This window comes from Bradyrhizobium sp. BR 1432 (genome assembly GCF_051547705.1).
Lineage (GTDB): Bacteria > Pseudomonadota > Alphaproteobacteria > Rhizobiales > Xanthobacteraceae > Bradyrhizobium > Bradyrhizobium zhanjiangense.
On sequence record NZ_JBPUGF010000003.1, the window covers coordinates 447,442 to 471,230 of the forward strand.

General features: G+C 57.3%; 16 protein-coding genes and 5 pseudogenes. 7 read left to right on the top strand and 14 right to left on the bottom strand.

From position 1 onward, the window contains the following. Window positions 1-675: 675 nt before the first annotated feature. From ACSKB8_RS02310 to ACSKB8_RS02320, 3 genes are read right to left on the bottom strand one after another with little or no spacing between them, the layout of a single operon-like run. The gene (locus tag ACSKB8_RS02310; RefSeq protein WP_438102238.1) at window positions 676-1,173 is read right to left on the bottom strand and encodes a CoA transferase; all 498 of its coding nucleotides are present in this window, start codon (window positions 1,171-1,173) and stop codon (window positions 676-678) included. After that, on the bottom strand, window positions 1,116-1,388 hold the full coding sequence (locus ACSKB8_RS02315; protein WP_438102240.1) for a MobA/MobL family protein: 273 nt from the start codon (window positions 1,386-1,388) through the stop codon (window positions 1,116-1,118). The genes ACSKB8_RS02310 and ACSKB8_RS02315 overlap by 58 nt, the downstream gene beginning before the upstream one ends. Next, window positions 1,385-2,302 (bottom strand): TauD/TfdA dioxygenase family protein, encoded by a 918-nt coding sequence (locus ACSKB8_RS02320; protein ID WP_438102242.1) that lies wholly within the window; start codon window positions 2,300-2,302, stop codon window positions 1,385-1,387. Before ACSKB8_RS02320 ends, ACSKB8_RS02315 begins: the two co-directional genes overlap by 4 nt. A 536-nt stretch (window positions 2,303-2,838) precedes the next feature. Between ACSKB8_RS02320 and ACSKB8_RS02325 the strand changes: the two are divergent. Both ACSKB8_RS02325 and ACSKB8_RS02330 read left to right on the top strand, forming a co-directional pair. Next, window positions 2,839-3,009, top strand: a pseudogene (locus ACSKB8_RS02325) (transposase); the annotation flags it as partial. Continuing rightward, window positions 3,009-3,351: pseudogene (locus ACSKB8_RS02330) on the top strand (hypothetical protein). The pseudogenes ACSKB8_RS02325 and ACSKB8_RS02330, both read left to right, overlap by 1 nt. A 133-nt stretch (window positions 3,352-3,484) precedes the next feature. Here ACSKB8_RS02330 and ACSKB8_RS02335 read toward each other — a convergent pair. Further along, the gene (locus ACSKB8_RS02335; protein WP_438102244.1) at window positions 3,485-4,411 is read right to left on the bottom strand and encodes a CaiB/BaiF CoA transferase family protein; all 927 of its coding nucleotides are present in this window, start codon (window positions 4,409-4,411) and stop codon (window positions 3,485-3,487) included. Next, window positions 4,353-4,892 (bottom strand): CoA transferase, encoded by a 540-nt coding sequence (locus ACSKB8_RS02340; protein WP_438102245.1) that lies wholly within the window; start codon window positions 4,890-4,892, stop codon window positions 4,353-4,355. The genes ACSKB8_RS02335 and ACSKB8_RS02340 overlap by 59 nt, the downstream gene beginning before the upstream one ends. Window positions 4,893-5,476: 584 nt before the next feature. Here ACSKB8_RS02340 and eutB point away from each other — a divergent pair. Both eutB and ACSKB8_RS02350 read left to right on the top strand, forming a co-directional pair. Next, a pseudogene (gene eutB / locus ACSKB8_RS02345) lies at window positions 5,477-6,459 on the top strand (hydroxyectoine utilization dehydratase EutB). A gap of 5 nt (window positions 6,460-6,464) precedes the next feature. Further along, the gene (locus ACSKB8_RS02350; protein WP_438102247.1) at window positions 6,465-7,451 is read left to right on the top strand and encodes a cyclodeaminase; all 987 of its coding nucleotides are present in this window, start codon (window positions 6,465-6,467) and stop codon (window positions 7,449-7,451) included. A gap of 109 nt (window positions 7,452-7,560) precedes the next feature. Here ACSKB8_RS02350 and ACSKB8_RS02355 read toward each other — a convergent pair whose 3' ends face one another. After that, on the bottom strand, window positions 7,561-8,664 hold the full coding sequence (locus tag ACSKB8_RS02355) for a DUF2817 domain-containing protein (RefSeq protein ID WP_438102249.1): 1,104 nt from the start codon (window positions 8,662-8,664) through the stop codon (window positions 7,561-7,563). A 705-nt stretch (window positions 8,665-9,369) separates the two neighbouring features. On the opposite strand from ACSKB8_RS02355, the gene tnpB reads away from it, so the two are divergent. Both tnpB and ACSKB8_RS02365 read left to right on the top strand, forming a co-directional pair. After that, the gene (gene tnpB / locus ACSKB8_RS02360; protein WP_438102251.1) at window positions 9,370-9,696 is read left to right on the top strand and encodes an IS66 family insertion sequence element accessory protein TnpB; all 327 of its coding nucleotides are present in this window, start codon (window positions 9,370-9,372) and stop codon (window positions 9,694-9,696) included. Between the two features lie 132 nt (window positions 9,697-9,828). Then, a pseudogene (locus ACSKB8_RS02365) lies at window positions 9,829-10,568 on the top strand (IS66 family transposase); the annotation flags it as partial. 203 nt (window positions 10,569-10,771) lie between these two features. On the opposite strand, the gene ACSKB8_RS02370 reads toward ACSKB8_RS02365, so the two are convergent. Further along, entirely contained in the window at window positions 10,772-11,017 is a 246-nt protein-coding gene (locus ACSKB8_RS02370) for a hypothetical protein (protein WP_438110877.1), read from the bottom strand. Between the two features lie 937 nt (window positions 11,018-11,954). Between ACSKB8_RS02370 and ACSKB8_RS02375 the strand changes: the two are divergent. Continuing rightward, window positions 11,955-12,318 (top strand): annotated as a pseudogene (locus tag ACSKB8_RS02375) (IS66 family transposase); the annotation flags it as partial. 93 nt (window positions 12,319-12,411) lie between these two features. Here ACSKB8_RS02375 and ACSKB8_RS02380 read toward each other — a convergent pair. From ACSKB8_RS02380 to ectB, 7 genes are all read right to left on the bottom strand, one after another. Next, entirely contained in the window at window positions 12,412-14,871 is a 2,460-nt protein-coding gene (locus ACSKB8_RS02380; RefSeq protein WP_438102253.1) for a CoA transferase, read from the bottom strand. A 379-nt stretch (window positions 14,872-15,250) separates the two neighbouring features. After that, window positions 15,251-16,054, bottom strand: a complete 804-nt coding sequence (locus ACSKB8_RS02385; protein ID WP_438102255.1) for an SDR family NAD(P)-dependent oxidoreductase — start codon at window positions 16,052-16,054, stop codon at window positions 15,251-15,253. Between the two features lie 392 nt (window positions 16,055-16,446). Beyond that, entirely contained in the window at window positions 16,447-17,697 is a 1,251-nt protein-coding gene (locus tag ACSKB8_RS02390; RefSeq protein WP_438102257.1) for an aminotransferase class I/II-fold pyridoxal phosphate-dependent enzyme, read from the bottom strand. Between the two features lie 1,011 nt (window positions 17,698-18,708). Further along, window positions 18,709-20,088: an aspartate aminotransferase family protein gene (locus tag ACSKB8_RS02395; protein WP_438102259.1), complete on the bottom strand. Its 1,380-nt coding sequence runs from the start codon at window positions 20,086-20,088 to the stop codon at window positions 18,709-18,711. Between the two features lie 296 nt (window positions 20,089-20,384). Further along, a complete protein-coding gene (locus ACSKB8_RS02400; RefSeq protein ID WP_438102261.1) occupies window positions 20,385-21,092 on the bottom strand; it encodes a hypothetical protein in 708 nt (235 codons plus the stop codon). Window positions 21,093-21,591: 499 nt separating this feature from the next. After that, window positions 21,592-22,482: a crotonase/enoyl-CoA hydratase family protein gene (locus ACSKB8_RS02405; RefSeq protein ID WP_438102262.1), complete on the bottom strand. Its 891-nt coding sequence runs from the start codon at window positions 22,480-22,482 to the stop codon at window positions 21,592-21,594. 13 nt (window positions 22,483-22,495) lie between these two features. After that, window positions 22,496-23,770 (bottom strand): diaminobutyrate--2-oxoglutarate transaminase, encoded by a 1,275-nt coding sequence (gene ectB / locus ACSKB8_RS02410; RefSeq protein ID WP_438102264.1) that lies wholly within the window; start codon window positions 23,768-23,770, stop codon window positions 22,496-22,498. Between the last annotated feature and the right edge of the window lie 19 nt (window positions 23,771-23,789).

A 23,789-nucleotide genomic window follows, 5' to 3' on the forward strand; every position in this document is an offset into this window, starting at 1 on the left:
CAGATCAAACGGAAGTTCATCCCGAGGCTTGAGGCTACGGATAGCGCAGCAAGGGATCGGCGCCGAGCACTCGAGCGGGATCATCACGCGTCGCCTGGCTATAGCCTGGTCAGCTCCGCCTCGGAACAGCGGATCGTCAGCCCACCACTCCCACCGACATTAATCTGATCACATCGCGCACATGGCGCATCGCACACCTCTCGGTCCGCCTCGCAGATCCAGGCTCTCGATCGCATCCAGTTTGGTCTGCCCATGGAAGGGGCGGCCGGCACCATGACTCACGACTACAGCGTAACAGCACCACGAGCTTGTTCGCGGCAGCTCGCATGTTGGAGGCAAGGTGATCGTGCATCCGACGCAGGCCCCTTAGAGCGTTTCAGGGTTGGCAAGTCTGTGGGGAATCACTTTTCGAACCTTCATCATCTACGGGCGAGACAGGTCGTTGGGAAACGCTGGGAGACGGATGCAAGGCCGCTCGTCGGCGCCGAGACGACTATGCGCCAGCACATATGACAGGAATGGCGGCACTTCTCGCGAACAATGCCCGCCTAATGTCTGGTCCAATCGCGCCCGCGGTTAGCAAGTTCGCGTCTCGTGGACTTCGGGAAGCGGACTTGTAGGCGGACTTGCCTCGTCCTTCACGACCTTCATTCGCTGAATGGCTGGGCCGGCAGGCTAGTGTTGCATATTCAGTGTGATTCGGCTGCAGGTGGATCTTTCAGCTTGCGAGCTCGTCTTCCGGGAGCATCTCTGTACCGATAATGCCCTCCCTTTGTAATTGCGCAACCTCGTTGTCAGAGAGCCCGAGAAGCCCGGAGAGGATCTCTGCGCTTGTTGTCCCAGCGTTGGTGCCGCTGCGCGGATCGCATACGGCTCTTTACCTTCACGAATCCGCATCGAGGGCTGCGGATGCAAGCCAATGAAACGCTTCACCGCCTGCAGGAACCTGCGCGAGCTGAGATGCCGATCCTCGAGCAGATCAATGGGCAGGCGAGCCACGCCAGCCGAAATCCTTGCGTCCTGCAACTCGAACATAGCTTGATCTGCATCTCGCGTGAGCGTCCAGCTTTCGATGCCTCTCTCGATCTCGATCCCGCGACGACCTTCCGCAGATCTTAGCGATGGATCTGCGGCCCATCTGGCCGGCCAATGAGGATGGCAAGCCTCTGCCACATGTCTACGCCCGTCGCTCTACACGTCGGCTGCCCGTCGTCGTCGATGATCGCGACCCGCTTTGGCTCGAATCCGTCCTGGGTGAGAGGCCGCAGCGTCCTCGTGAGGTGGATATGCAGTTTGGCCGCCTCGTCATGATAGACCCCGTCCGCGACCTGCCCACGCGACAGCACTTGCTCGAGCACGGACTGGCGCATCAGCGCGATGCTCTTCACGGCGGGCTGCCTGCTGACCTTGACGTGCGCGCTACGCTGCGCCGGCCGCCAACGCTGACGGGGACCTCGCCATCGATGGCCACGCGACGAACGACGCGCCCTTGGTTGCCGTAATCTTTGACCGCATAATGCATCGTGGCGCGGTTGTCCCAAATAACGACGTCGCCCTGCTTCCAATTCCAGCGAACGGTGTTCTCCGGCGCGGTGATATGAGACTCGAATAGATTGAACAACTGTTGGCCGTCATATTTCGGGATATCAACAAAACGCGTCAAATAAGTACCTAGGACAAGCGTGCGCTCGCCGGTCTCGGGGTGGACCCGTACTACGGGATGCTCAGTCTCGAACCTCGTTTTGGTCAGGAAGTCGTCATAAAGCTTCTTATCGGCTTCGGTGGGGCGGACGGTTACGGCGAAGTCGAACGCGTTGCTGTGAACAGCCCAGAGGTCATCCGCAAGCCGTTGCAGCGGTGGCGGCAGGTCGAGATACGCTGTCGCTGTGTTTGACCATACCGTGTCGCCGCCAACTAGTGGGATCACAACGCCCCGCAGCACCGAAATCTTCGGATAGGCCAGCATGCAGGATATGTCGATGTGCCAACTGTCAGCCCGGACACCTCCGCGTGCGGAATCAAGCTCGAGAATCGCCATCGTTCCCTCGGCAGCGCCTAGCGCCGGCGGCACAAGCTTCCCGAACCGAAGGGCAAAGCGCTCCTGCTCGGCGTCGTCGAGATGGCCCTGATCGCGGAAGAAGATTACCTTATGCTCAAGCAGCAGACCGTTGATGGCAGTAATGGTCTGGTCTGGCAGATCGGCCGACAGCTTGATATCCTTGATTTCGGCGCCAATGCGTGCCGCACGCTTGATGACATGGCAACGCGGAATGACATTATCGATTAGACCCGATTCACTCACGGTATATTCTCCAGGTTGGCAGTTTCGGTGCGATACTACGTGAGAGCCACCTCGATGCACCTAGATGCGCTTTCATGGGCAACCTCGCGTTACCCGCTGATCTAGCACGGACCATGCCAGTGATGACGACAGCGCCTTGAGGCCTGAAATTACGCATGCTGCCAACGATCGCGCAGCCTCGCGCTTCAACTATCATGCTGAATTGTCGCGTACACGACAAGTGCAGGTGGACAGACAACAATCAGAGCGCCGGCCCAAGAAGCGGAACGCCTGATCGCCGCTCCCCTCAAATCCCAGCTGCGGCCGGCTTACGGCATGGAGTAACGCTTGAAGGTGTGCGCTGGAGAAGTCCCGCGCGGCCCCTAAGCTTCAAACTGGAGCTGGAATATCTCGGGCTCTCGGCCGTTGTCCACGAACTTGCAGTCACGTGCGAATTCTCCGTAGCGCCCTGGTGGTTTGGCCATCAAGCGATGCAGGAGCTTCTCGATATTTGCGCCGGCGCAGGTTAGTCAGATTCCCGACAGCCGCCGCGTCACTCACAGCGCATCCGCAAGCGGATCGAGGAGGCATTCGGCTGGATCAAGACGGTCGCCGGGCAAGAGAAGACCAGCTTCCGTGGCCGTGATCGCGTTGCATGGGCCTTTACCTTCGCTGCCATCGCCTACAATCTGGTGCGGCTGCCCAAGCTGATCGCGGAGACCGGCTGATGGCCAAGGTGCCCGGCTTCGCCAAGGCCTTTGCCGGCCGCTGGCGCATCGTCGAGATGAACGTCTGGGACAGCGAGTTCCTCGATCTTGTCGAAGAGGCGCATCTCACCTTCCAGGGCAAGTCCGATGGCGAAATCGCCTTTGGGGCTCTCAAGGGTTTCCTGGACGTGCGCTACGGCACCCGCGACGCATCGGCCTGCGCCGAGTTCTCATGGGAAGGGCACGACGAGAATGATCCGTCCTGTGGTCGCGGATGGGCTATGATCGGTACTGGGCAGGCTCGTCGGCCACTTCTACATCCACAATGGCGACGACTCAGCCTTCGTTTGCGAACGCGGCTGAGTTCTTCAACAGCCTGCTAGTCGCTTGAGGGTAGGCGACTGCCCCTTCTTTCGCAATATTGCTGGGTCTGAGATGGGTCGCGCTTCGCCTAGGATTAACTTATAGCTTTGCACTCGACACGTTTTTTTTGTGTTCACGAGTCAATCGCGCGTTCCATCCGCAGCTGAGCGATAATCAGATCGTCGTATCCGAGTTCTTTTAGTACCTGCTCAGTGTGCTCACCAAGCATGGGACCGGGCGTCGCAGACGTGGTGATAGACTCGCCGTTGATGTTGATGGGACTGCCAACGGTTTTCACTTTGCCGCACTTCTGATGCTCCAACTCCACAATCAATCGCCGCGCCTGTGTATGCGGATGGTCCAGTGCGGCTCCGACGCTGAGAACCGGAGCGTGCGGAATTCCCGCAGCAGCAAAGATCTCGCACCACTGCGCGATGGTCTTGGTCTTCAGGCGCTCGACAAGGGCGGACTCGACCTCCTGCCGTCGCTGTACACGACCTGCGGCACTGGTTAGCTCAGCATTTGCAGCAAGATCTGGTCGTTCAATAGCACGGCACAGAAGCGGCCAGAAATCGTCCCCAAATACGGCGATCGCAATGTAGCCGTCAGACGCGGGGAAAGCGCCGTAGGGAGCGACTTTCGGATCGCCAGAGCCTACTGGCGGGAACAGGAGACCGTCCGCCAAATAGCAGCCTGTGAAATACGGGAATGCGGTAAGAAGAGTATCAAACATGCTGAGATCAATGACGCAACCCTTGCCGGATTTCGTGCGGCCGATCAGCGCCGAGGCAATGGCGACAGCCCCATAAACGCCGGCAAGAATATCCCCGATCGGCACGCCTGCCCGCACCGGAGGCCGCCCTGGTTCGCCAGTCAAGCTCATCACACCGGTCATTGCCTGCGCAACCAGATCGAAGGACTTATGTTCCCGCAGGGGTCCTGTTTGTCCAAAGCCTGAGATGGAGCACACGACGAGAGCAGGATTGAGCTCGCGAAGCCGCTCATAACCAAAACCCAGCGCGTTCGAGCAAGCCGGGACGATAATTCTCGACCAGAACATCCGCGCGTCCCACGAGTTCTTCAAGCGCGCGCTTGGCTCCGTCGCGCTTGAGATCGAGAGCGACGCTGCGCTTATTCCGATTGAGGCCAGCAAAGAAATAGCTCTCCCCGTGACGGAAGGGATCAACTTGGCGAGAGAGATCGCCCACGCCCAGCCGCTCAATCTTTACGACCTCCGCCCCCAAATCCGCCAAGATGGTAGTGCAAGAGGGGCCTGCTAGCACGTGGGTGAGATCAACGACGCGAATGCCTTGTAGCGGTCGATGCGCGATATCCGGCGCGTCTCGGAGCGTCGACGGCTTCGGGTTGCCAAGTCCGGCCTGCTGACGATCCGACATGGGCGAAGTGTCTGTCATGGTGTCACTTTCCATCCATTTGCTCTGGCGAAATGTAGGACACTTCATTTTCTCATTGCTGCAGAAATGCAATCGTTTACGCCATTTTTCATCACTCAGGCCGGATTCTCCGGCGAAGTTCGTCATCGATGGCCATCTCCGACCTCGTCGGCGCCATCGAAGAGGCGTTACTACCGATTGGACGAGAAAGCTCCTGTCGAGATTCTAGTCTCTTCGGCTAGATGGGGCCAGCGCTCCGGATGTTTGGTCTGCCAGCAATCTATCTCGCTACATCGCTGCACGCGCACGCTCGAATTCGAAGTGGTCGGCATCTTCCCAATGAAGATGCCGCCGGCCCTTTGACCGGCGCGATCCTGCTCGAAAAGACGACGAATGGGTGTCCAGCCCGCCCGTTACCTGGCACCAGAAACCATCGCCGTTTAGCGATGATCCCGGTGAGCTTCCCGGCTATCGCCAACTGACCGAGCCGACCTTTGTCGGCCAACCGCGGTGTCGCGCGACCGGTGTCGCCTGGCCATCCGCCCATTTTCGGCTCATTTTCACCGTCTCGGGCCTAAAAACCGCGTCTCCGCGCATGAAAACGCGGGAAAGAACACCGCGGTGAGCGCGTATTATCCAACCTATCCCAGAGGCTAAATCGAGGATTCAAGGAAGCTAAGGTGGAGACAACTCATCCAGTAACGAGCGGTCATCAACCAGCAGCATGGACATTGAGGACCGCATTGGCCGGAGCGCTTAAGGCAGATCGGCGCATTCGCGACTACCTCACCAAGACGCCGATTGTCCGCTCAAGAGAGCTATCTTCTCTTTGCGGTGTGGAAGTGTTTCTCAAGATGGAACATCGACAAAGGACCGGCAGCTTCAAATTGCGTGGCGCGACAAATGCCATGTTGCAGCTGTCAGAGCACGAACTGCGCCGGGGGGTCGCTACAGCGTCGACAGGCAATCACGGTCGCGCCGTTGCCTATGCTGCGAAAGCAGCCGGGTCATCTGCGACGATCTGCATGTCTAGATTGGTTCCGGAGCACAAAGTCTCCGAGATCAGACGCTTGGGCGCGGACGTGCGGATTGTGGGCGATTCTTACGATGACGCGGAGAGAGAGCTCGATCGGCTAGTCGCCGAAGAGGGGCGAGTAATGGTCCATCCGTCCGATGATGCCGCCATCATAGCTGGACAGGCTACGATCGGTCTTGAGATCGTAAAAGCAGTGCCAAATGTCTCTACTGTGCTCGTTCCATTAGGAAGCGGAGGGCTGTCCGCTGGCATCGCGGGAGCAGTGAAAGGCCTGCGGCCAAGCGCTCGCATAATCGGACTAACTATGGAACGAGGGGCAGCTATGAAGGCCAGCCTTGATGCTGGCCATCCCGTGCAGGTTAAAGAGTACGAGAGTTTAGCGGACGCCCTCTGCGGAGGAATAGGCATTAACAACAAGCTGACTTTCTCGATGTGTCGCGCCCTTCTCGACGATGTCATCCTGCTTAGTGAAAGTGAGATCTCGATAGGCATGCGTTATGCTTATGAGCAAGAGCGTGAGGTGGTTGAGGGGCAGGTGCGACAGGCATCGCGACACTGCTCGCGCGTAAAATACCGTTCATACGAGGACCCGTCGCGGTCGTACTATCCGGTCGTAACGTTGATCCGGAGGTGCACCGCAGCGTCATAGAGGGCGCGCTTGCCCCGTTTGGAGAGTAATAGTTATGGTAAAGATCATAACTGAGCAAGAGCTCAGGAAGCTCGTGCCGCTCGACCGAGCGGCTGTACGGTGTGTCGAAGATGCCTTCTGTGCTCTCTCGACAAAACCGGTGGAGATGCCGCCGATACTCCGGCTCAATATACTCGACCATCACGGGGAGGTTGATGTAAAGACTGCTTACATACTTGGCGATGACTATTTCGCCGTGAAGATTGGATCCGGCTTCTTCGAAAATCCGAAAATGGGTCTGCCGAGTGCAAGCGGCATGATAGCACTCTTCTGCAGCAAAACTGGCATTCCTCAGGCTATTTTGCTGGACAATGGTTATCTGACTGACATTCGTACGGCCGCGGCAGGGGCGGTCGCAGCGCAGTACCTCTCACGTGAGCATGCTGCCGTTGCTACGATCATTGGAGCCGGCGTGCAGGCCAGATTGCAGCTGGAGGCACTGATGCTGGTGCGCCCGGTCGAAGAGGCGAGGATCTGGGCTCGCGATTTTTCCAAAGCAAAAGGCCTTGCCGAAGATCTCTCAAGGAAGCTCGGCATATCGGTAATTCCTTACGACGATCCCGGTTTCGCCGTGAGCGGCTCGGATATCATTGTCACGACAACACCTGCCAGCACCCCAGTCCTAAGCGCCACATGGCTCCAGCCAGGACAGCATGTCACAGCGATGGGCTCGGATGCTGAACACAAGAACGAGATAGAGGCCGCCGCGATTGCCCGCGCTGATCTCTACGTGGCGGATAGCTTGCAGCAGACAAGAAGACTTGGTGAATTGCACCACGCATTGGCATCGGGGGCCATCGCCGACACGTCCGCCTGCCTCGAACTTGGAGACATCATTGCCGGAAAAAGTACGGCCCGCTCAAGCAGCGTGCAGATAACTATCGCCGATCTTACCGGTACCGGCATTCAAGACACGGCAATTGCTGCATTTGCCTTTGGGCGTGCGAAAGCTGAAGGGGCTGCCGTCGGCACGACGTGTTAGCCTGACGCCTGTAGCGTGCGCAGAGCGGAGATGAAAAAGATCCAGGTTGGTCCATCCGAACGGCACGTTCGCGAGGCGTCAACTGCAAGGAAATTGACAACATCAAATGCTATTTGCCAGACGCCAACCCCTCCAACACCTGCCTATGCAGCTGATGCGATCTCCAAGCTACCATCTCCTTCCAATCCAGCTCCTGTGGATAGTAGTGTCTTTTCGTAGCATCGCGAATTTTTCGACCGAGCTCCGAGTTCACGTTGTCGGGACTATATGCGAAGAGCCAGTGGTCACGACGAAGCGCTATGCGCCCCCCAGGTAGAGGATAGGTTCCAAACTCCGGCCCAACGTATGTGCCGCGCTCTCCTAATATCCTTTGCCAGAATAGATCTTGTGTGCCCCGCAGCGACACGGACGTTGAGGTGCCGACGTCAGGCGAGGTAACCGAGGCACCGAAAATCCTAACCGCTCGGTCATAGTTCGGCTGTCCTGTTGACTGCTCGCACTGCAACTCGCCATATCCATATGGGCCCAGACCGGTATGGTAGTCTAGAATGATCACCTCGTCGCGTGATGCCACATCATAGTCGGCTGCAATTTTCTCAAGTGTTCTCCTCGCCTCTGTAGGCTGCTTACCTCCATAGAAGATTCCCTCCGGTCGGGAGTATTGGCCCCCCGAATAAGCCAATCGGAATTTCTCAGTGCCGTGGGTCGCCTCGTATGCTGCCAAGATCTCATCCGCGCGCCGCAGGACTTCCTTCGAGGTGTTCACCGGAACCAGGTATTCTGCGAGCTCTTCGTAGCCCGGATTTTGCGGAAGTGGCTTGGAGAAATCTATGAAGTTGCGGTTGAGGTCCACCCCCTCTGCTGTGACGCGGCGATCCCACGCGAAGCCGTAACAATTTAGTGCATGAATGATAAGCACCGCCGTCGCAGATGGTAGTACGTCATGTAATTCGGTCTTGAGAAAAAGAAGTTGGGCAGCGGACCCGCAGTACCCCTCTACACCATGAGTCCCAGATACTAAGACGAGGAGCTTTTTCGCGTTAACAGGTCCAAAGTACGCCACGTCTGTAAATAGGTCCTCGCCATCTGGGCCTTTTACGCTGCATTCATAAGCTTGAGAGCCTGGTGCAATCTCACGAAGTTTCTGGCGAGCTTCGAAATAGTTATCCGAGAAAACAATGAGAGCGGCCTGTGCAGCTACGTCGAGGTTCATTTCTATTTTTCCACAGCACGATGTTGCGTTGCGTCATCCACAATGTAAGGTAGGAGAGCCCCTGTATCCTCAGCTGCCGACAGAGTATCCGTTTATAGAAGCAGAACTACGCGCCTGAAGTCCTTTGAATTGAGGAATCCTGCAAAGATTCAATCGATTCGGCGCGACAACGGCGGCACTACGATCTGAGGCCGTCGTTGGATCACCTCTCAGAGAAGATCTGGTCCGCATAGGAGGGCATTGCGGCGGAAGCGGCGGGCAATCACCCACAAACAGAACGATGCACCCCGCCCGCCGTAGGTTAGTCACGCGCCCCGCATGGCTGTACACGCGCCCGGAAGCCGTTCCCCATGAGGGACGCAGACCGAAGCTTCTCGATCGTCGCACCGTGATGGTGGTGTTGCCCATTTCGGTAAGCGGCAAAGACAGCCGGTCCCTGGCGGAGTGGGTGAGCGATCGGCTGTCGGCTGCTGAGTTTGTGAGTCGATGTGAGCTTCTATGCCTGCGCCTAATCTGGAACTAGAACTTTCCGTGATTGAAGCGTTCGCCGACGGTCTTGAGGGGCGCCGCGGCAGCTCTGCCGACGCCGGTCGGACGAGTTCAAGGCGGGAGTTGTGACAGAGGCGCCTCGAGCCTGGCGCGAGCGTATCGGCGATCACCGCCGGATCGGGATGCACCCGTCTCAGCTATTCGCCTGCCACCGAGATGCTCGGTGATCGAGATTGCCATTGGCAAGGTCGTCGGGCGCGCCGGCGTGGGTGTCGACGAACGCGTTTGCAACTCTTGGCCAGCCATCGAGTTATCCAGTCGATTTCCCCAAGGTATCAATGGCCTAGTCGCGCTGGTGCGCGATGCCGGCTCAGTCCGCTCGACGGCAGGGTTTATGTATTCCGCGCCAAGAGAGCCGACAGAGGAAAGATCGTATGGTGTGATGGCTCCGGCGTGTGCTTCTATTTAAAACGGCTTGAGAAGGCGTGGTTCTGCTGGCCGCCGATCGGGCATCATCGGATGCAGCTGAATCTGCGCAGTTGACAGCCCTGGTCGATGGAATGCACTGGAAGCGGGTCCGGACCGCGGCCGGTCAAGCCGCCGGAGATTGTTGGGTAAAAGCACTGCGAAGTGAAAGGGCAAGAGAAACGAGGCAAAATGTGCTCTGGTCGGGCAATGACGCCGCCCGATCTCAGGCTTCACAATGACATAGAGGCGCTGAAGGCCAGTGCCATGGCCGAGAAAGCGGCCCGCGCCGGTGCCCTGCAGAGTGAAGTCGCCGATCTCTAGGCCCCCAACACCGATCCGATGCGCGCATCGACCGGCTCAGGCAGATCCTAACGGCCTTCGCGCGCGCCTGGTTCGGACGACGATCGGAAAAAACTCGGCTCGGCGATGATGAACAGCAGGCCTTGGTCTTGAGATCGAGACCGGCATTGCCGCGATCAAAGCGCGCGTCAACAAGGGCCGTGAGCAAGCGGACGGCAAACTTTACCGCGTCGTCGCAGCTAACTGCCTGCCGCTCTACCGCAGGAGGCTATCTATGCCCGCGGTCATGTTGAACTCGAGCGCCAGTTGACGGTGCAATGGAGGGGCAAGCTCGGAAGCTCAGCATGGCCTCTAATCTTCGGCGACGTCAAGAAGGCCGAACGGGTGTTTGCCGACGAAACCACTTTGCCGACGCTCGCTCCCGGCTCCCGATCGTCGAAGACGGTATATTTGTGGGCCTACGCGAGGGATGACCGAACACTTGGTCGCAGCGGACCACCCATGGTGGCTTATCAATTCGAAGACAGCCGCTCGGCAGTATGCGGTCCGGCATCTCAGTGGCCATTGCGGTATCCTGCAGGTGGATGGCTACGTCGCCCAGCCCGCGATCCGACCGCGGCAATGATGGCATGACCTTGGCTGGGTGCCGAGTAGGCGGGGATGTTGCTATCCCCGCCCTCACAAACCTGGACGAGCGGATTACCCGCACCCACACGCTGAGCTTCGCTCACCGGACTGCATGCTGCTGGTGGGCGCAGTGCCCCCGGATCACCCGCGACAACTGCGCGTGGTGTTCCCGGAACGGACGATGCAGGTTCGGCCGCCCCATTCCATCGCGAAAGCGGCGCGATCATAACGGTCTTTTGCCGTTATCTGTCGGGCGACATTCTTGCTCTTCCTCGATTGAGCCCATAAATGAGGAAGCCAAGGAAGTTGAATGTGGTCCCCGCAGTCGCGTGATGACGCCACCCGGGCGTTTGAACCGGAAGCTGCCAAGCGGGTCTTGGTCGGATGGAGTTGAAGCTGTACCGAACGAGCCGCTTACCAGCACATTCAGAAATTGCTTGCCAAGCAGACGGTTCTCGAAGGCGATCACCGCGTCTGTCGGACCAGTTGGAATCGTCCTTTGAGTGTCAGGGGCCGAGTGGCCGTTCGGGCCCATCTGCCTTCGGGACGTAATGCCATCGCACCGGCGGTGCGATGTAACGTCGGATTTGATGCATGCCAGGAGATCACCTAGGTTGGCCTCCAGGTTTGCTTCACAGTCCGTCGCCATCACGCGGTCGATGCCGGACGCGCGCTTGCACTCAGCCGACAGGACTCGACTATCCATTCACGATCAATCGGGTGATGCAGCGAGGTCAGCACCCGTTTGGGAGTGTTGCTCGCAGAACCGCTATCCATTGTCGTTTCGTGGAGAGATTCGTTCGAATCAGTGCTCCCTTCCGTGTTTCTCGTCAATGGGTCTTAACGCGTGGCGGCTCCTTTCCCAGCAGTGGGTCCCGATGAGCCCAATTCCCGCCTTGTACTACGAAGCCGCTCGATTTCCCGCAGCGCGCCTTCGTCGGCTTATGTCTTCACCTCCGGATTTGACATCTCTTGCTGCTTCGTGTTCGCGTGCGCGCTCCCGATGCTCGCCAATTCGGTCATCGGGCCTGGAGCGTTGTCGTGGCCAGTGCTCCATGCCTGCTTTCCATGTGGGCACAAACGGCACCTCAGGTTTCCTGGAGGCTCATCCCATGCTTTGCCCTGCTCAGAGACCCGGCCGACCGGTCAGAGTGGCCATAGCGGCTTTCCCAGCTGCCCTCGGATCCAACACGGCGAAGACTTCAGCTGGTCTATGATTTCGAGGCTAGGCGCAGGACTTCGGTACCGGCTGTCCACGTTTCACGAGCGATGTTGCCGTCACCCGTGCGAGAGCCGCTTCCGGCTGGCGGGCTCCTTGTCGGGAAGGCGTCGAACCCTCTGAGTCAGCTTAAAGGTTTCAGATTACATTCCTCCTTTTCAGGACTTATCCTGACGCAAGTTGGTGATACAGCGGGCGCAAGTTCTACGAGCCGAATGTTGCAGGAAGTTCAGCCATGGCAAGGACGACGCTCGAGTGGATGGCGAAGCTCTGGCTCGTCGAGAAGACTGTGCGCGGTCAAAGCCCCAACTGCCGCGTTGTCGCGCCAGCAAGCCTCCGCGGCCGTCGTCGCAGATCTCTCCGATGTCTGGTAATAGACCCTGCGGAAGATCTCCGGCAAATCAAAACTGGCCGAGGCGACCCGCTACGCGATATCGCGCCGTGCTATCTTCGAACGCTTCATGACCGGCGGCGGCATCGAGCTCGACTCCGACGTCGTCGAAGGTGCCGTCAGACCGCAAACGGCTACGAGAACGAATAGCCTCCTCGCGGTCGTGCTGCGCCATTCCGGCTTGCGAAAGAATGGAAAACGCTTTGCGCAATAAATGCGCTGATCAGGAAGCGCCCCTCTGCCAAGCGGTACGTCATCGTGCCAGAGCGTTATCAGTCTGGGGACAGCTACCTTGTTCTTGCGAGCTCGTCTTCCGAGAGCATCGCTGTACCGATGATGCCTTCCCTTTGTAATTGTACAACCTCGTCGTCAGAGAGCCCGAGAAGCCCGGAGAGGATCTCTGCGTTATGTCGCCCAACGTCGGTGCCGCTGCGCGGATCGCATAGGGCTCTTTGCCTTCGCGAATTGGCATCGAGGGCTGCGGATGCAAACCAATGAAATCTCGCTCGACCGCCTGCAGAAACCCGCGCGAGCTGAGATGCCGATCCTCGAGCAGGTCAATCGGAAGACGCGCCACACCGGCCGCAACCCTGGCGTCCTGCAACTCGAACATGGCTTGATCTGCATCACGCGTGAGCGTCCAGGCTTCGATGCCCCTCTCGATCACATTCTCAATGATCCGGCGTCCCTCCGCAGATTTCAGCGATGGATCCGCAGCCCAGTCTGGCCGGCCGATAAGTGTAGCAAGCCTCTGCCACATATCCACGTCCGTCGCGGCTATTACGATCCAATTGTCCTCACCCGCACATCGGAAGCAGCCATGCGGTACAAACTGCGGATGTCGATTGCCATACCTTCTTGGGGGCATATCGTTGATTGAATGGACAGTAATCCATGGCGCCACAAACGGCATCATGCATTCGATCTGCGCAAGATCGATGAACTGTCCTTGCCCGGTAATGCGGGCGTGAGTTAGCGCAACCAGCACCGCAGCGCAGCCGTTCAACCCGCCGACGGCATCCCCGAACGCGATGTGGCTCATCACAGGTGGCTCGCCGGGGTTTCCGATCACTGTCGGCAACCCCGAGCCCTGCTCGAGCGTTGAGCCGTAGGCCCGGCAATTACGATAGACGCTGTTTGTGCCAAACGCTGACATCGACATCACAACGAGGCGAGGATTGAGAGTTTTGAGCGCGTCGTAGCCAAGCCCGAGCTTTGGCAGTACATCGACCGAATAATTGTTGACGGCAATATCAGCTCCTGCCAATAGCCGTTTCGCAAGGGCAAGGCCTTGCGGCCGCGTCAGATCGAGTGTGATGCCGCGCTTATTGCGATTTATCATGCAGAATCGAGCTGTCTTTTCGTACATCTGCCCGTCTACGTAAGCAGCCCGACGGTCAACGCCGCGCCACCAATCCGGATATTGGATGGCCTCGATCTTGATGACATCGGCACCGAGGTCAGCCAATGTACGGGTACACAACGGCCCCGCCCAGCCCATTGAGAAGTCGATGACTCGAATTCCATCCAATGGTAGCCCTCCGATATCGATGCGGCCCGACGATGCCGACGCAGTGCCGGTCACATATCTTCGGATATTCACGACAGGCTGCTGCTCGCCGAGAGCCGGAACCCTTCCGCCGCGGCGCGGCGGCGTCAACGTCAGTCGCTGCATCGAGCCAACGCTCAGACCTTCTTCTTCGCCAAGCAAGACGGGCACAATCGCGCCGCGCTCCTTCTTCTCCGCATCCTGCCGCAGATCGGATATTTCGGGTACAGGCACAATCGGAATCTTGCGCTTCAGACCCTCAGCAAACCACTCCTGCGCTGTCTGCGTCTTCAACCTTTGAACGAACTGTCGTTCGATCAGCTCAATGTGCCGCAGACGATCGACTCCCAAGAGCAGAGCAGGGTCATTGCCCAATTTCGACAGATCGAGCATGTGGCAGAACGCCCGCCATTGTGCTGGAGTGATTGTCGAAACACCGAGCCATCCATTCTTTGTTTCGTAAATGCCGACCGGGAAGTTCGGCCAAAACCGATTGATGCCACTCCGGTGCATCAGGCCGCCCCGCTCAAACGCTTCGAACATCTGATACTCGCTCAGAGCGAGGCTCGATTCGAAGATACTGAGCGACCAGGACCGCCCTGCCCCGCCCTGCATTCGCGTAAACGCTGAAGAAGCCGCGGCGATGAAGCCCCATAAGCCAGCAAGGACGCCCGTCTGGAAATCCGGTGCGAGCAATGGAGGTCCCTCAACCGGTCCAACCAGCTTCACGAGGCCAGCGAGCGCGCGGACGGTCGAATTGGTCGCGACGAATCCCGCATAGGGCCCTTCGTGGCCGAACCAGCTTGCTTCGAGATAGATCAACCCCGGGCGCCGCTCCCGAATTGCGGCGATATCAATGGCGGGACAATCCGCAGGCTCAACATCGCGCCCATCGATCAGAATGTTGCAATTTTCGATGACTTCAGTTAGCCTTGTGATCGCGTCGAGTTCGGCGCTATCTATGACTGTGCTTGACTTGTTGTAGTTGAGAAACGCGAACCACGCGCTCTGGCCACCCGTCGTGAGTGGCGCAGCGCGACGAAGTGGATCACCGACTGGCGGCTCGACCTTTTGGACATCGGCGCCGAAATCTGCAAACAGCCGGGCGCAATAACTGGTTGCAGCTGAGCTACCAATCTCGACGACGCGCAGATGAGACAACATTCCCATTAATGGCTCCATTCTTCCAGCCATGCTGACGTTCAAAACACTTCATCTGCCAGGTCATGCCCGCCTGCCCCACCGCGTACAGCGCCGCCACGCGGGGTTTCGATTGCAGCGAAGTGGGAACCAGTAGGACCGAAGGCATAGCAGTCCGGATCCAACGCTGGGTCTTCCCGATCGAGGCGGGCATCGAGCTCAAAGACCCAGGCTTGGACTGCCCTGCGATACGCGGCGAGAGGACGTCGTTGTACGATCCGTTCCGGTCGCGCCCACCGTGATAGAGCCAACAATTATGCGCGCCTTGCAGCATTTTTCTATAAGCCAACTCCTCGCCAGCTCCGATCAATGCAACTTTCCCATCAAAGCCAAAGGTATCAGCTTAAGCAGCGAATTCGCCGCCCGTGATGTCGATGGTTGCACCGGTGATAAAGCCCATCATCGGCGAAGCCAGGAAAGCTGTGACGTGCGCTACCTCTTCAGCTGTTCCAAAACGGCCGACCGGAATGCGGTTAAGAGCGGAGCGGTTGACCGCAGCATCGGCTGGCCCAGTGAGATCACTGAGAACCCGCCCTGGAGCGATACAATCGACAGTGATGCCGTATGGAGCGAGATCTCGCGCAGCAGCGCGCGTCAATCCGACCAGTCCTGCTTTCGAAGCCGCATAATGAGGCCCTGCGATCATTGGGATGGCACGGCCCGCAAGTGAGCCTACGTTGATGATGCGCCCATAGCCTTTTGCAATCATCGATGGCGCTAAGAGGCGTATGAACGTGAAGGGACCGGTGAGATTGACATCGATGACGCGCGCCCATTCCGCGGGGGACATCTGCGAAAGCCAAGGCGCATTCTGATCGATGCGTTTCGGAGAGATGCCTGCGTTGTTCACCAGAATCGATATCTCACCCCAGCGTGCGCGGACCCGATCAACAAACCTCTCCGCCTCGTCTTGTCGCGTTACGTCGACCCTCTCAGCATAGAGTCGATCTTCCGGACGTCCGAGAAGATCAAGCGCTCGCTCCACATGTTCTCCCTTTGTCGCGACAAAGGCGACTAGATAGCCATCGCCCAAGAACCGGCGCACGATCTCCAATCCAATCCCGCGTGCCCCGCCCGTCACGAGAGCAACGTGCCTGCCGCTTTCGATTATGAGCCTTCCTGGTTTCACCATGTTCGTCGAACGCATCGAGTTATGAGCAAGCTAAACCGGCCGGAGAGTTGAGACGAAGAGCCCAGGAGAACATCGTCAGCGTTGCTGCCTGTTTTTACGATCGGCATGGCTTTCTGCTCGTTTCGATTCAGCAACGATGCCTCGAACACTCTATATCCGACACACATGGTACATGGCGCCAAGGTCTTAAACGGATTATTCTCCGGACCACGCGGCGAAGGTGTGTGTGTGTTCATATTGATCTCACTAGGAGCAGGCACGACTGTCCCGGCATTCATTCTCACGCACTGGCACGCCGAGGATAGCGATCCGAAGCTTCGCTCGAACGATGCATCGAGCCTGACGGACATCCTCCGAGACAACATGATGGAAACATCTTCGTACCTTGTCGATGATCTGCGCCAGCGCTATCCCATGTTATTCTCGAGGATGCAATTGCACAGTCGCTCTATATCGCGATCTTCATGATCGGCCGTAATGCACACTCGAATTCCTGCCTCCCCCTGTGCAACCGTCGGGAAGAATGTCACGGAGGTGTAGAAGCCGCTGTTCAGAAGCTCTTTTGCAATTGCAATCGCCCTGGCTTCCGATCCGATAGGGATCATTCTGATAGGCAGTGAATTGCCTTGCTCGGCAGTTACGACCCGGCGGTCGAAGACTTCGATCCGTTGTGCCAACCGCCATTGACGTTCACCAAGTTCTGCTGAGCGATGAATCTTGCACGAGCCAAGCGCCGCGCCAACCGCCGCCAGATTGGGGGCGACAGAAAAGGCATAAGGAATTGAGTACCGCCGAAAGAGCGCTTCCTGTTCGGTAGTTCCTAACATCAACATGCCGCCAGATGCACCGAATCCCTTGGCCAGCGAGGCGACTATGATCGTGCGTTCACCCAACACGCGCGGAAATTGAGAGCGGGCAAACCCTTCGCCCCGTGTTCCGAACAACGATATGCCGTGAGCATCATCAATATAGAGAAAGAGACCGTAGCGTTCCTGAAGCTGTCGTAGTTCTTCAATGGGCGCATTGCCTCCCATCGAGTACACACCATCACATACGTATGCGAGCACTGAATGTTCGTGACACAAGCGTTCAAGCGCGCCAATGTCGTTGTGCGCAATCGTTTCCACCTGCGTCTCATCGGCGATGATCGGTTTGTGATAGGCGAGGGATATGTGCGCGCTTCGATCGAATACAACGAGCGGCTTTTTCCCACCAGTCAATTGACCCGAAGCCAGGAGTGGCATCGCTCCAAGGTTGGCGAGCATCACGGTGGAAAAGGCGAGCACACGTGCGTCAAACATCTGCGACAGATTGGATTCAAGCTCTGCCAGAAGGTCAAAATTGAGCCGCGTGCGCGCACATGACCAATGCAATGACTGATGCGCCTCAATCGCATCAATTGCGCCGGCAACGACTACAGGATGATTGTCCAAGCCCAGGTAGGAGCAGCGCACGAAGTCGATTATTTCCGGTCGACTGTCGAGTGGACCGGTGCCCAAGACAAAGCGGCGTCCAGTGGTGGAACGCCCCTGGACCGCCATGAGACCAGCCGTGTGGGCTGCATCAAAGTATGGCCGGCTCTTATTGATCATGTAGGCCGTATTCCGGAAATGCCCGATCGGCCGGCCACCATTGGAAGGGGAGCTCCCGTGTTGCATCTCATTCTCCCATCTGCCAAGCATGCGCAATCGACCGGGCAGATCAATGGGGCACGACAAGTGCCTTCACGACGTCGGCCAGGTCCGGAAGTTCTGTATGTACCATCCTGAGGGCAACTGAGATTGCGCCCCCACATTCAGAGACTTAACCACCGGCGATGTCGCTTGGCCAACTACCAAGTCGGATAGGCTACGGCACCAAAGAGTTGAGTGACACGCTTCCATGTCGGACCGGCCCACTGTCACTATAAGCGCGAGCGAAATGCCTCCCGATTGGTGGCCTGAGCGGTGAAGTCATTCCGCCGCGGCGCTGCAGCTTGCACTTGTCCTTGAGACCATGATCCTTTTGAGGATTGCCTACCAGGGCTTGAGTGATGCAAGTTTAGGGGAGAGATTGCTGTCAAGAGGGAGCGACTGCAGCAGTTGTCGCGCTCTGGAAAAACTCCACCGCGCTCGTCGCCAACATTGCGCTGCTTGCGGAAGAAGCCATGGCACAGATAGATCTGCGCCGTACCGGACCTGCAGCGCGCCAAACATAAGTTGAAGCTGTCACGAGCGGTCAGTTTCATCGCTAGTTGTTCGGATGCTTTCGGCTCCTACCTCAACCCGCCTCATACGTCCCGTTCGCTCGTTCCCAAGAGGTCTCAGATGTAGGTGCTTGATCGCTCCCAGTTAGGCCTGCCGACGAACGGACGCGCAGGCACAGCAGCGACATTGACCAACGAGAATACCCGAAGCCGTGCGACGCCTATAAAGATGAGCGACATCAAACTTCTTTCTTGCAGCCTCACCATCGACCTTCTTGTTGGCAGGATCCTGATTCCCACCTAGTTGCCGCCGGTTGCACCCTGTGAAAGCCGCAACCTGAGCCGCCCGAACACTCTAGCCCGCGTGCGTCCACGACCCAACGCTTGAGGTTCTCCTGCGCATGTTGAGGCTATCTCCCCACAATCGTTGCTCTCGTCTGAAAGGCACCTGAACAATCACAGCTCCATCCAAATGACACATACTTCACTCGTCATCCGGAGAACTCCCGAGCGCCCACGTCGACTCCAGCATGTCTTGGTAGCTATCGAGAAAGCCTGCGAACACATCAACGATGCTCTCGGCGTCAGCACGACACATCGGTGTCGAGATCGAAGCGGCGGCGCCGTACGGGAGAATGATTTCGTTCTCCAAGAAGAAGCGCGTGAGCCGCTTCATTAGAGCGGCGCCGGCCGGCGCCGGATAGGCCGCTCGATATTCGCTCGGGGTCTGTGCCAACGGGTGAATACGGAACAGCGAGGCGGCTCCGGTTACACACAATGGTGCCCCGCGGCTTGCTATCGCCTGACCAATTCCCTCCCGAACAACGTTTCCAAGCATCTCGAGATTTGCAAAAGCCGCACGATCAAGATGCCGCATTGCGGCAAGACCTGCTGTCATGGATAGAGGGTTGGCGGAAAATGTTCCGCCCTGCGGAAGCACCGGCCGGCCCGCTGACGCATCGAATACTTTCATCACGTCCTCGCGGCCACCGATTGCCCCAATCGGCAAACCGCCGCCAATGATCTTGCCCATCGTGACGAGGTCCGGAACGAGGCCATAGCGGGCGGAGGCCCCCCGAAAACCCTGTCTCAGATTCAGGACTTCGTCAGCAATTACCAGAATGCTGTTACTACGAGCGGTTTCCTGAACCGCAGCAATGAATTCCGGCTTTGGCGCAATTAGACCGCCGCGGCTTGGCATAGGGTCTAAAAGGACGGCGGCAAGGTCGCGTGCATGCTGTGACAGCGACCGGCGCACACCTTCTACATCGTTGAACCGGAGCACAACCACTTCATCGAGAACGCTGGCTGGCGTTCCGCGATATAGAGGCGTGGGTTTGGGCGCAGCGGAGTCACCCCAGTTATCCGGCGTTGCTGCCATACTCACTTCGGCCCAGTCATAGGCGCCATGATAAGCGCCCTCAAGCTTGGCGATCTTTGAACGTCCGGAAAACGCCCGCGCGGCCTTGATCGCAAACAGCACGGCTTCGGTTCCGGTATTGACGAAGCGAACACGATCTAGTTGCGGAATTCGGCCGCAGAGTAGTTCCGCGAGTTCGATCTCGCTTTCAGTCGGATTTCCGAAGCAACTGCCGCATTGAAGCTGACGGGTTAGCGCTTCCACTACGGGCGCGAAGGAATGACCGTGGATTAGAGTCGTGAAGTTTCCATTGAGATCTAGAAACCGCCGGCCGTCGGCATCGACAACATAACTGCCCTCCCCGCGCTGAATATAGAGCGGACCTGGATCTCGCTCAATGGTCGCTCGCGACGTACCGTCAGGAAAAACCAATTGCGCACGGGAAAAGCTATCCCGAGATCTCCGCCCAGCACGCCCGAGTTCGGCCCTAGCTACACACTCCACGCTATTCTCCTCGATGTCTTTGTCATCTCCATTGAGCGTGCAGTCGCACCTTCTCGCAGGTGCCGCTTTCGAAGACCTAATACTCCACGGCTTACGTTCTCAGCGTCGGTGCTTGTCTACAGGACCATCGAACGAGTATGAGCCATCGCAGCGGTTACCCGAACCGCAAACGTAATTAAACAGTACCCAGCTGCCTCTTGCCGCACTCTGAGATTGGTCTTAACTGGGCGGCTCCCAAAATCGCGCTCCGCACGCTCATCCCATCCCAGATGCGTTCGCGTGAGTTGGACGCAAAGTCACGGGAGTTGATCTAGGTCAGTGTCGCGACGATAAACAAGGCTTCTCAATTCATCTCCGGTCATCCAAACGATCAGATCCTCTTCCACAATGTTCTCTTCTACCAGATGCAATAAAGCCCCACCGGGCTCATGATGCGTATGTCCGTATTGGGCAAGAACGCCCTTGTCGAGCATCCAACGCTCTGCAAGTCCACATACGAAGTCGGGCGCCCACATGGAAAACGACACACCGCGCAACACGGCAGCCATCATCTTGGGGACGCCCTGCCGTCGAAAATCTTTGCGCAGCCAAAAATCACCATGGTAGGCTACCCTTCCGGAAATCTTCCTCGCGCTTGGTGACGTGCAAGTACACCGATCCTGCGGGTGTGCATGCTTGGCGGGATCCGTGTAGAACGCGTTCAGCGATTCAAGATGTTCTGCAAAGTTGCTGTGCGAGAGATCATACAGCCGAGCAGCTTCCACGAGCGCGACCTCATTGCTCCTGTCGAGGCCTAGCATCCAGTATCCCTCGCCTGATTTAATTATCGAGCGATCTGGTCTGAAACATGGTTCGGTACGCTTCTTTGTTGGAAGGGCGCCGGTAATCGAGACATACTCATTAAAATCGAATCCTATCGAAAGCTTTATGCCTTTTTGAGTGGCGGCGGCGTCATACGATTGAAGGAACCGCGAGACTTGCAATGGATCGACTACAACTGTCATTGCCGCACCTTGCTCCCAGCATAATAAGCCGCTTCTTAGACTACCGGCTACTCAACTTGAGTGATGATAGCGTATCACTAATGGATCGAGATATTACCAACTCTGGAGGGAGTGGGCGTTCGAGTACGAGCGTTGGCGCAGTGCTCGGTGATACTGCGCTTCAAGAGTGACTCGCTCACGCCGGGTAGGCCTGCGCGTTTGATTTCCTTGGCTCTACGAGTATCACTCGGACCGCCGGTCCGAAACGTGCATCGAACTTTATCTATGTCGCTGCGGTGACCGGTCTTGCTCTTAGATGGCTCGTTTGGACTCTGCCTCATCGAACCATAACGATCGGTCATTATCCCGGGTAGCTCGTTCCCCTGCGCCCCGCCTCCACAGCGCACTCGCTTGATGCAGGCTTCGGCTGCATGTGCGTGACTCACATAGAGCGGACTCCTACCACCAAACAACTCACGCACACGCGACTTCTGGTTTTGCCTTGGCGAACGAGGAATAATCATTTGTACTTTCGTTCCGTCCACCACGGGAAATAATCCGGCATGTCGGTGGATACTTTATCCTTGAAGAGCGGGGGCCGCTTCTCCAGGAATGCTATTACGCCCTCCTTAGCGTCGGCGGAACGACCGCGCGTATACATACCGCGGCTGTCGATCTTGTGAGCTTCTATCGGATCGTCGGCGCCCAGCATGCGCCACATCATTTGCCGGATCAACGCGATCGATACCGGCGCGGTTTTTTCGATGATTTTGCGCGCCAGCGCGCGAGCTGTTGGCAGCAGTTGATCGGGCGGCACCACTTTGCTGACTAACCTCCCGGCAAGCGCCTCCGACGCTGGAAAGATGCGGCCCGTGTAGCACCACTCGAGCGCCTGCTCAATGCCGACGATGCGGGGCAAGAACCAACAGGAAGCTTCCTCCGGCACGATACCACGTTGGGAGAATACAAAGGCGAAGCGCGCGGCTTCAGACGCAATACGGATGTCCATCGCTAACTGCATAGTCACGCCCATGCCGATGGCCGGACCGTTCACCGCCGCGATCACCGGCTTGAGGCACTTGAAGATTTGCAGCGTGAGATGGCCTCCGCTGTCGCTGATGTTCGGATCGCTGTAATCCACCGAGCCATTGGACAGCCGTTTTACTGGCCCACGCCGTGCGTCGATGTCAAATGTGTCGGCACCACGAGAAAGATCGGCCCCGGCGCAAAACGCGCGGCCAGCACCGGTGACAATTATAGCACCGACATCGTCATCTTTGTCGGCGCGGTCAAAAGCGTCAATTAACTCGCGCTCCATGGCCGCAGTACAGGCATTGAGCTTCTCGGGCCGGCTCAAAGTGATCATGAGAATCTTCTCGGCGACTTCATACTTGATGGTCTCATATGCCACGGCGATATTCCCCCTAGGATCCGGTCACTGCCAGCCTAGTCTGCTTCACTGTATCGGCTAACGATATTTCGAATATCTCGAGGCCTCGGTTTAGTGTATCGCAATCAATAGTGAGTGCCGGCAAGAATTTCACGACTTGATCTAAGGGGCCGCATCGTTCAACCATCAATCCCTTCTCAAATGCTTTTCGTGCCGTCGTTTCTGCGATATCGGCAACTTGGCAATCGAACCCAATCGCCATCCCTCGACCTCGAACAGCAAAGGCGTTACCATACTGGGATGCAATCACTTCAAGCCTACGCCGCATTAGGTCTCCCATGCGCCGAACTCCCTCCGAGAAAGTTCGGTCGCCCCAATAGAGATCAATTGCTGCGGTTCCAGATATAAGTGCAAGGTTGTTTCCTCGAAATGTACCTGTGTGTTCTCCTGGTCGCCAAGCGTCGATCTCCTCCTTGATCAACAGCATCGACAATGGCAGACCGTACCCACTTAGCGATTTCGACAGTACGACGATATCCGGAGACAATGCTGCGAACTCAAAGCTAAAGAACTCGCCTGTACGACCACAGCCCATCTGGATATCGTCAACGATAAGCAGGGCGCCAACATTCTTTGCTAGAGCCTCGATTGATCGCAACCATCGCTTACTAGCTACATTTATGCCACCTTCTCCTTGCACGGTCTCGACGAGGATGGCAGCTGGACGGTCAACACCACTGCTCTCGTCCATCAGCATCTTTCGCAGATAATCAGCTGTGTCGACGGTCTCCCCAAGATAACCATCGTAGGGCATGAAAGTTGTGCCTGGCAAAGAAGCGCCGCTGCCAGCGCGATAAAATCGATTACCGCTCGCGGCAATCGCTCCTAGGCTCATGCCGTGGTAGCCATGGGTGAATGAAATTATATTTTGACGTCCTGTTACTTTGCGTGAGAGCTTTAAAGCAGCCTCAACAGCACTAGCCCCGGTTGGCCCAGTGAATTGAAATCGATACTGCAGATCCCGTTCCCGAAGTATGACAGAGCTGAACGTTTCCATGAACTGGAGCTTGGCAGGGGTCGCCATATCAAGCCCGTGGACCACGGCATCTGATGATAGATACTGCGTGATAGCGGCTTTAATCTGGTGATTGTTATGGCCGTAGTTTAGCGTTCCTGCACCCGAGAGGAAGTCAATAATTTGTCGACCATCCTCTGTTAACATGATAGAGCCACGCGCTCGGCTAAAGATAGCCGGAAACGAACGTGAGTATGAGCGAACATTTGATTCTAACGCTTCGACAGTCCGCATATTGCGTGACTCGCGTAGT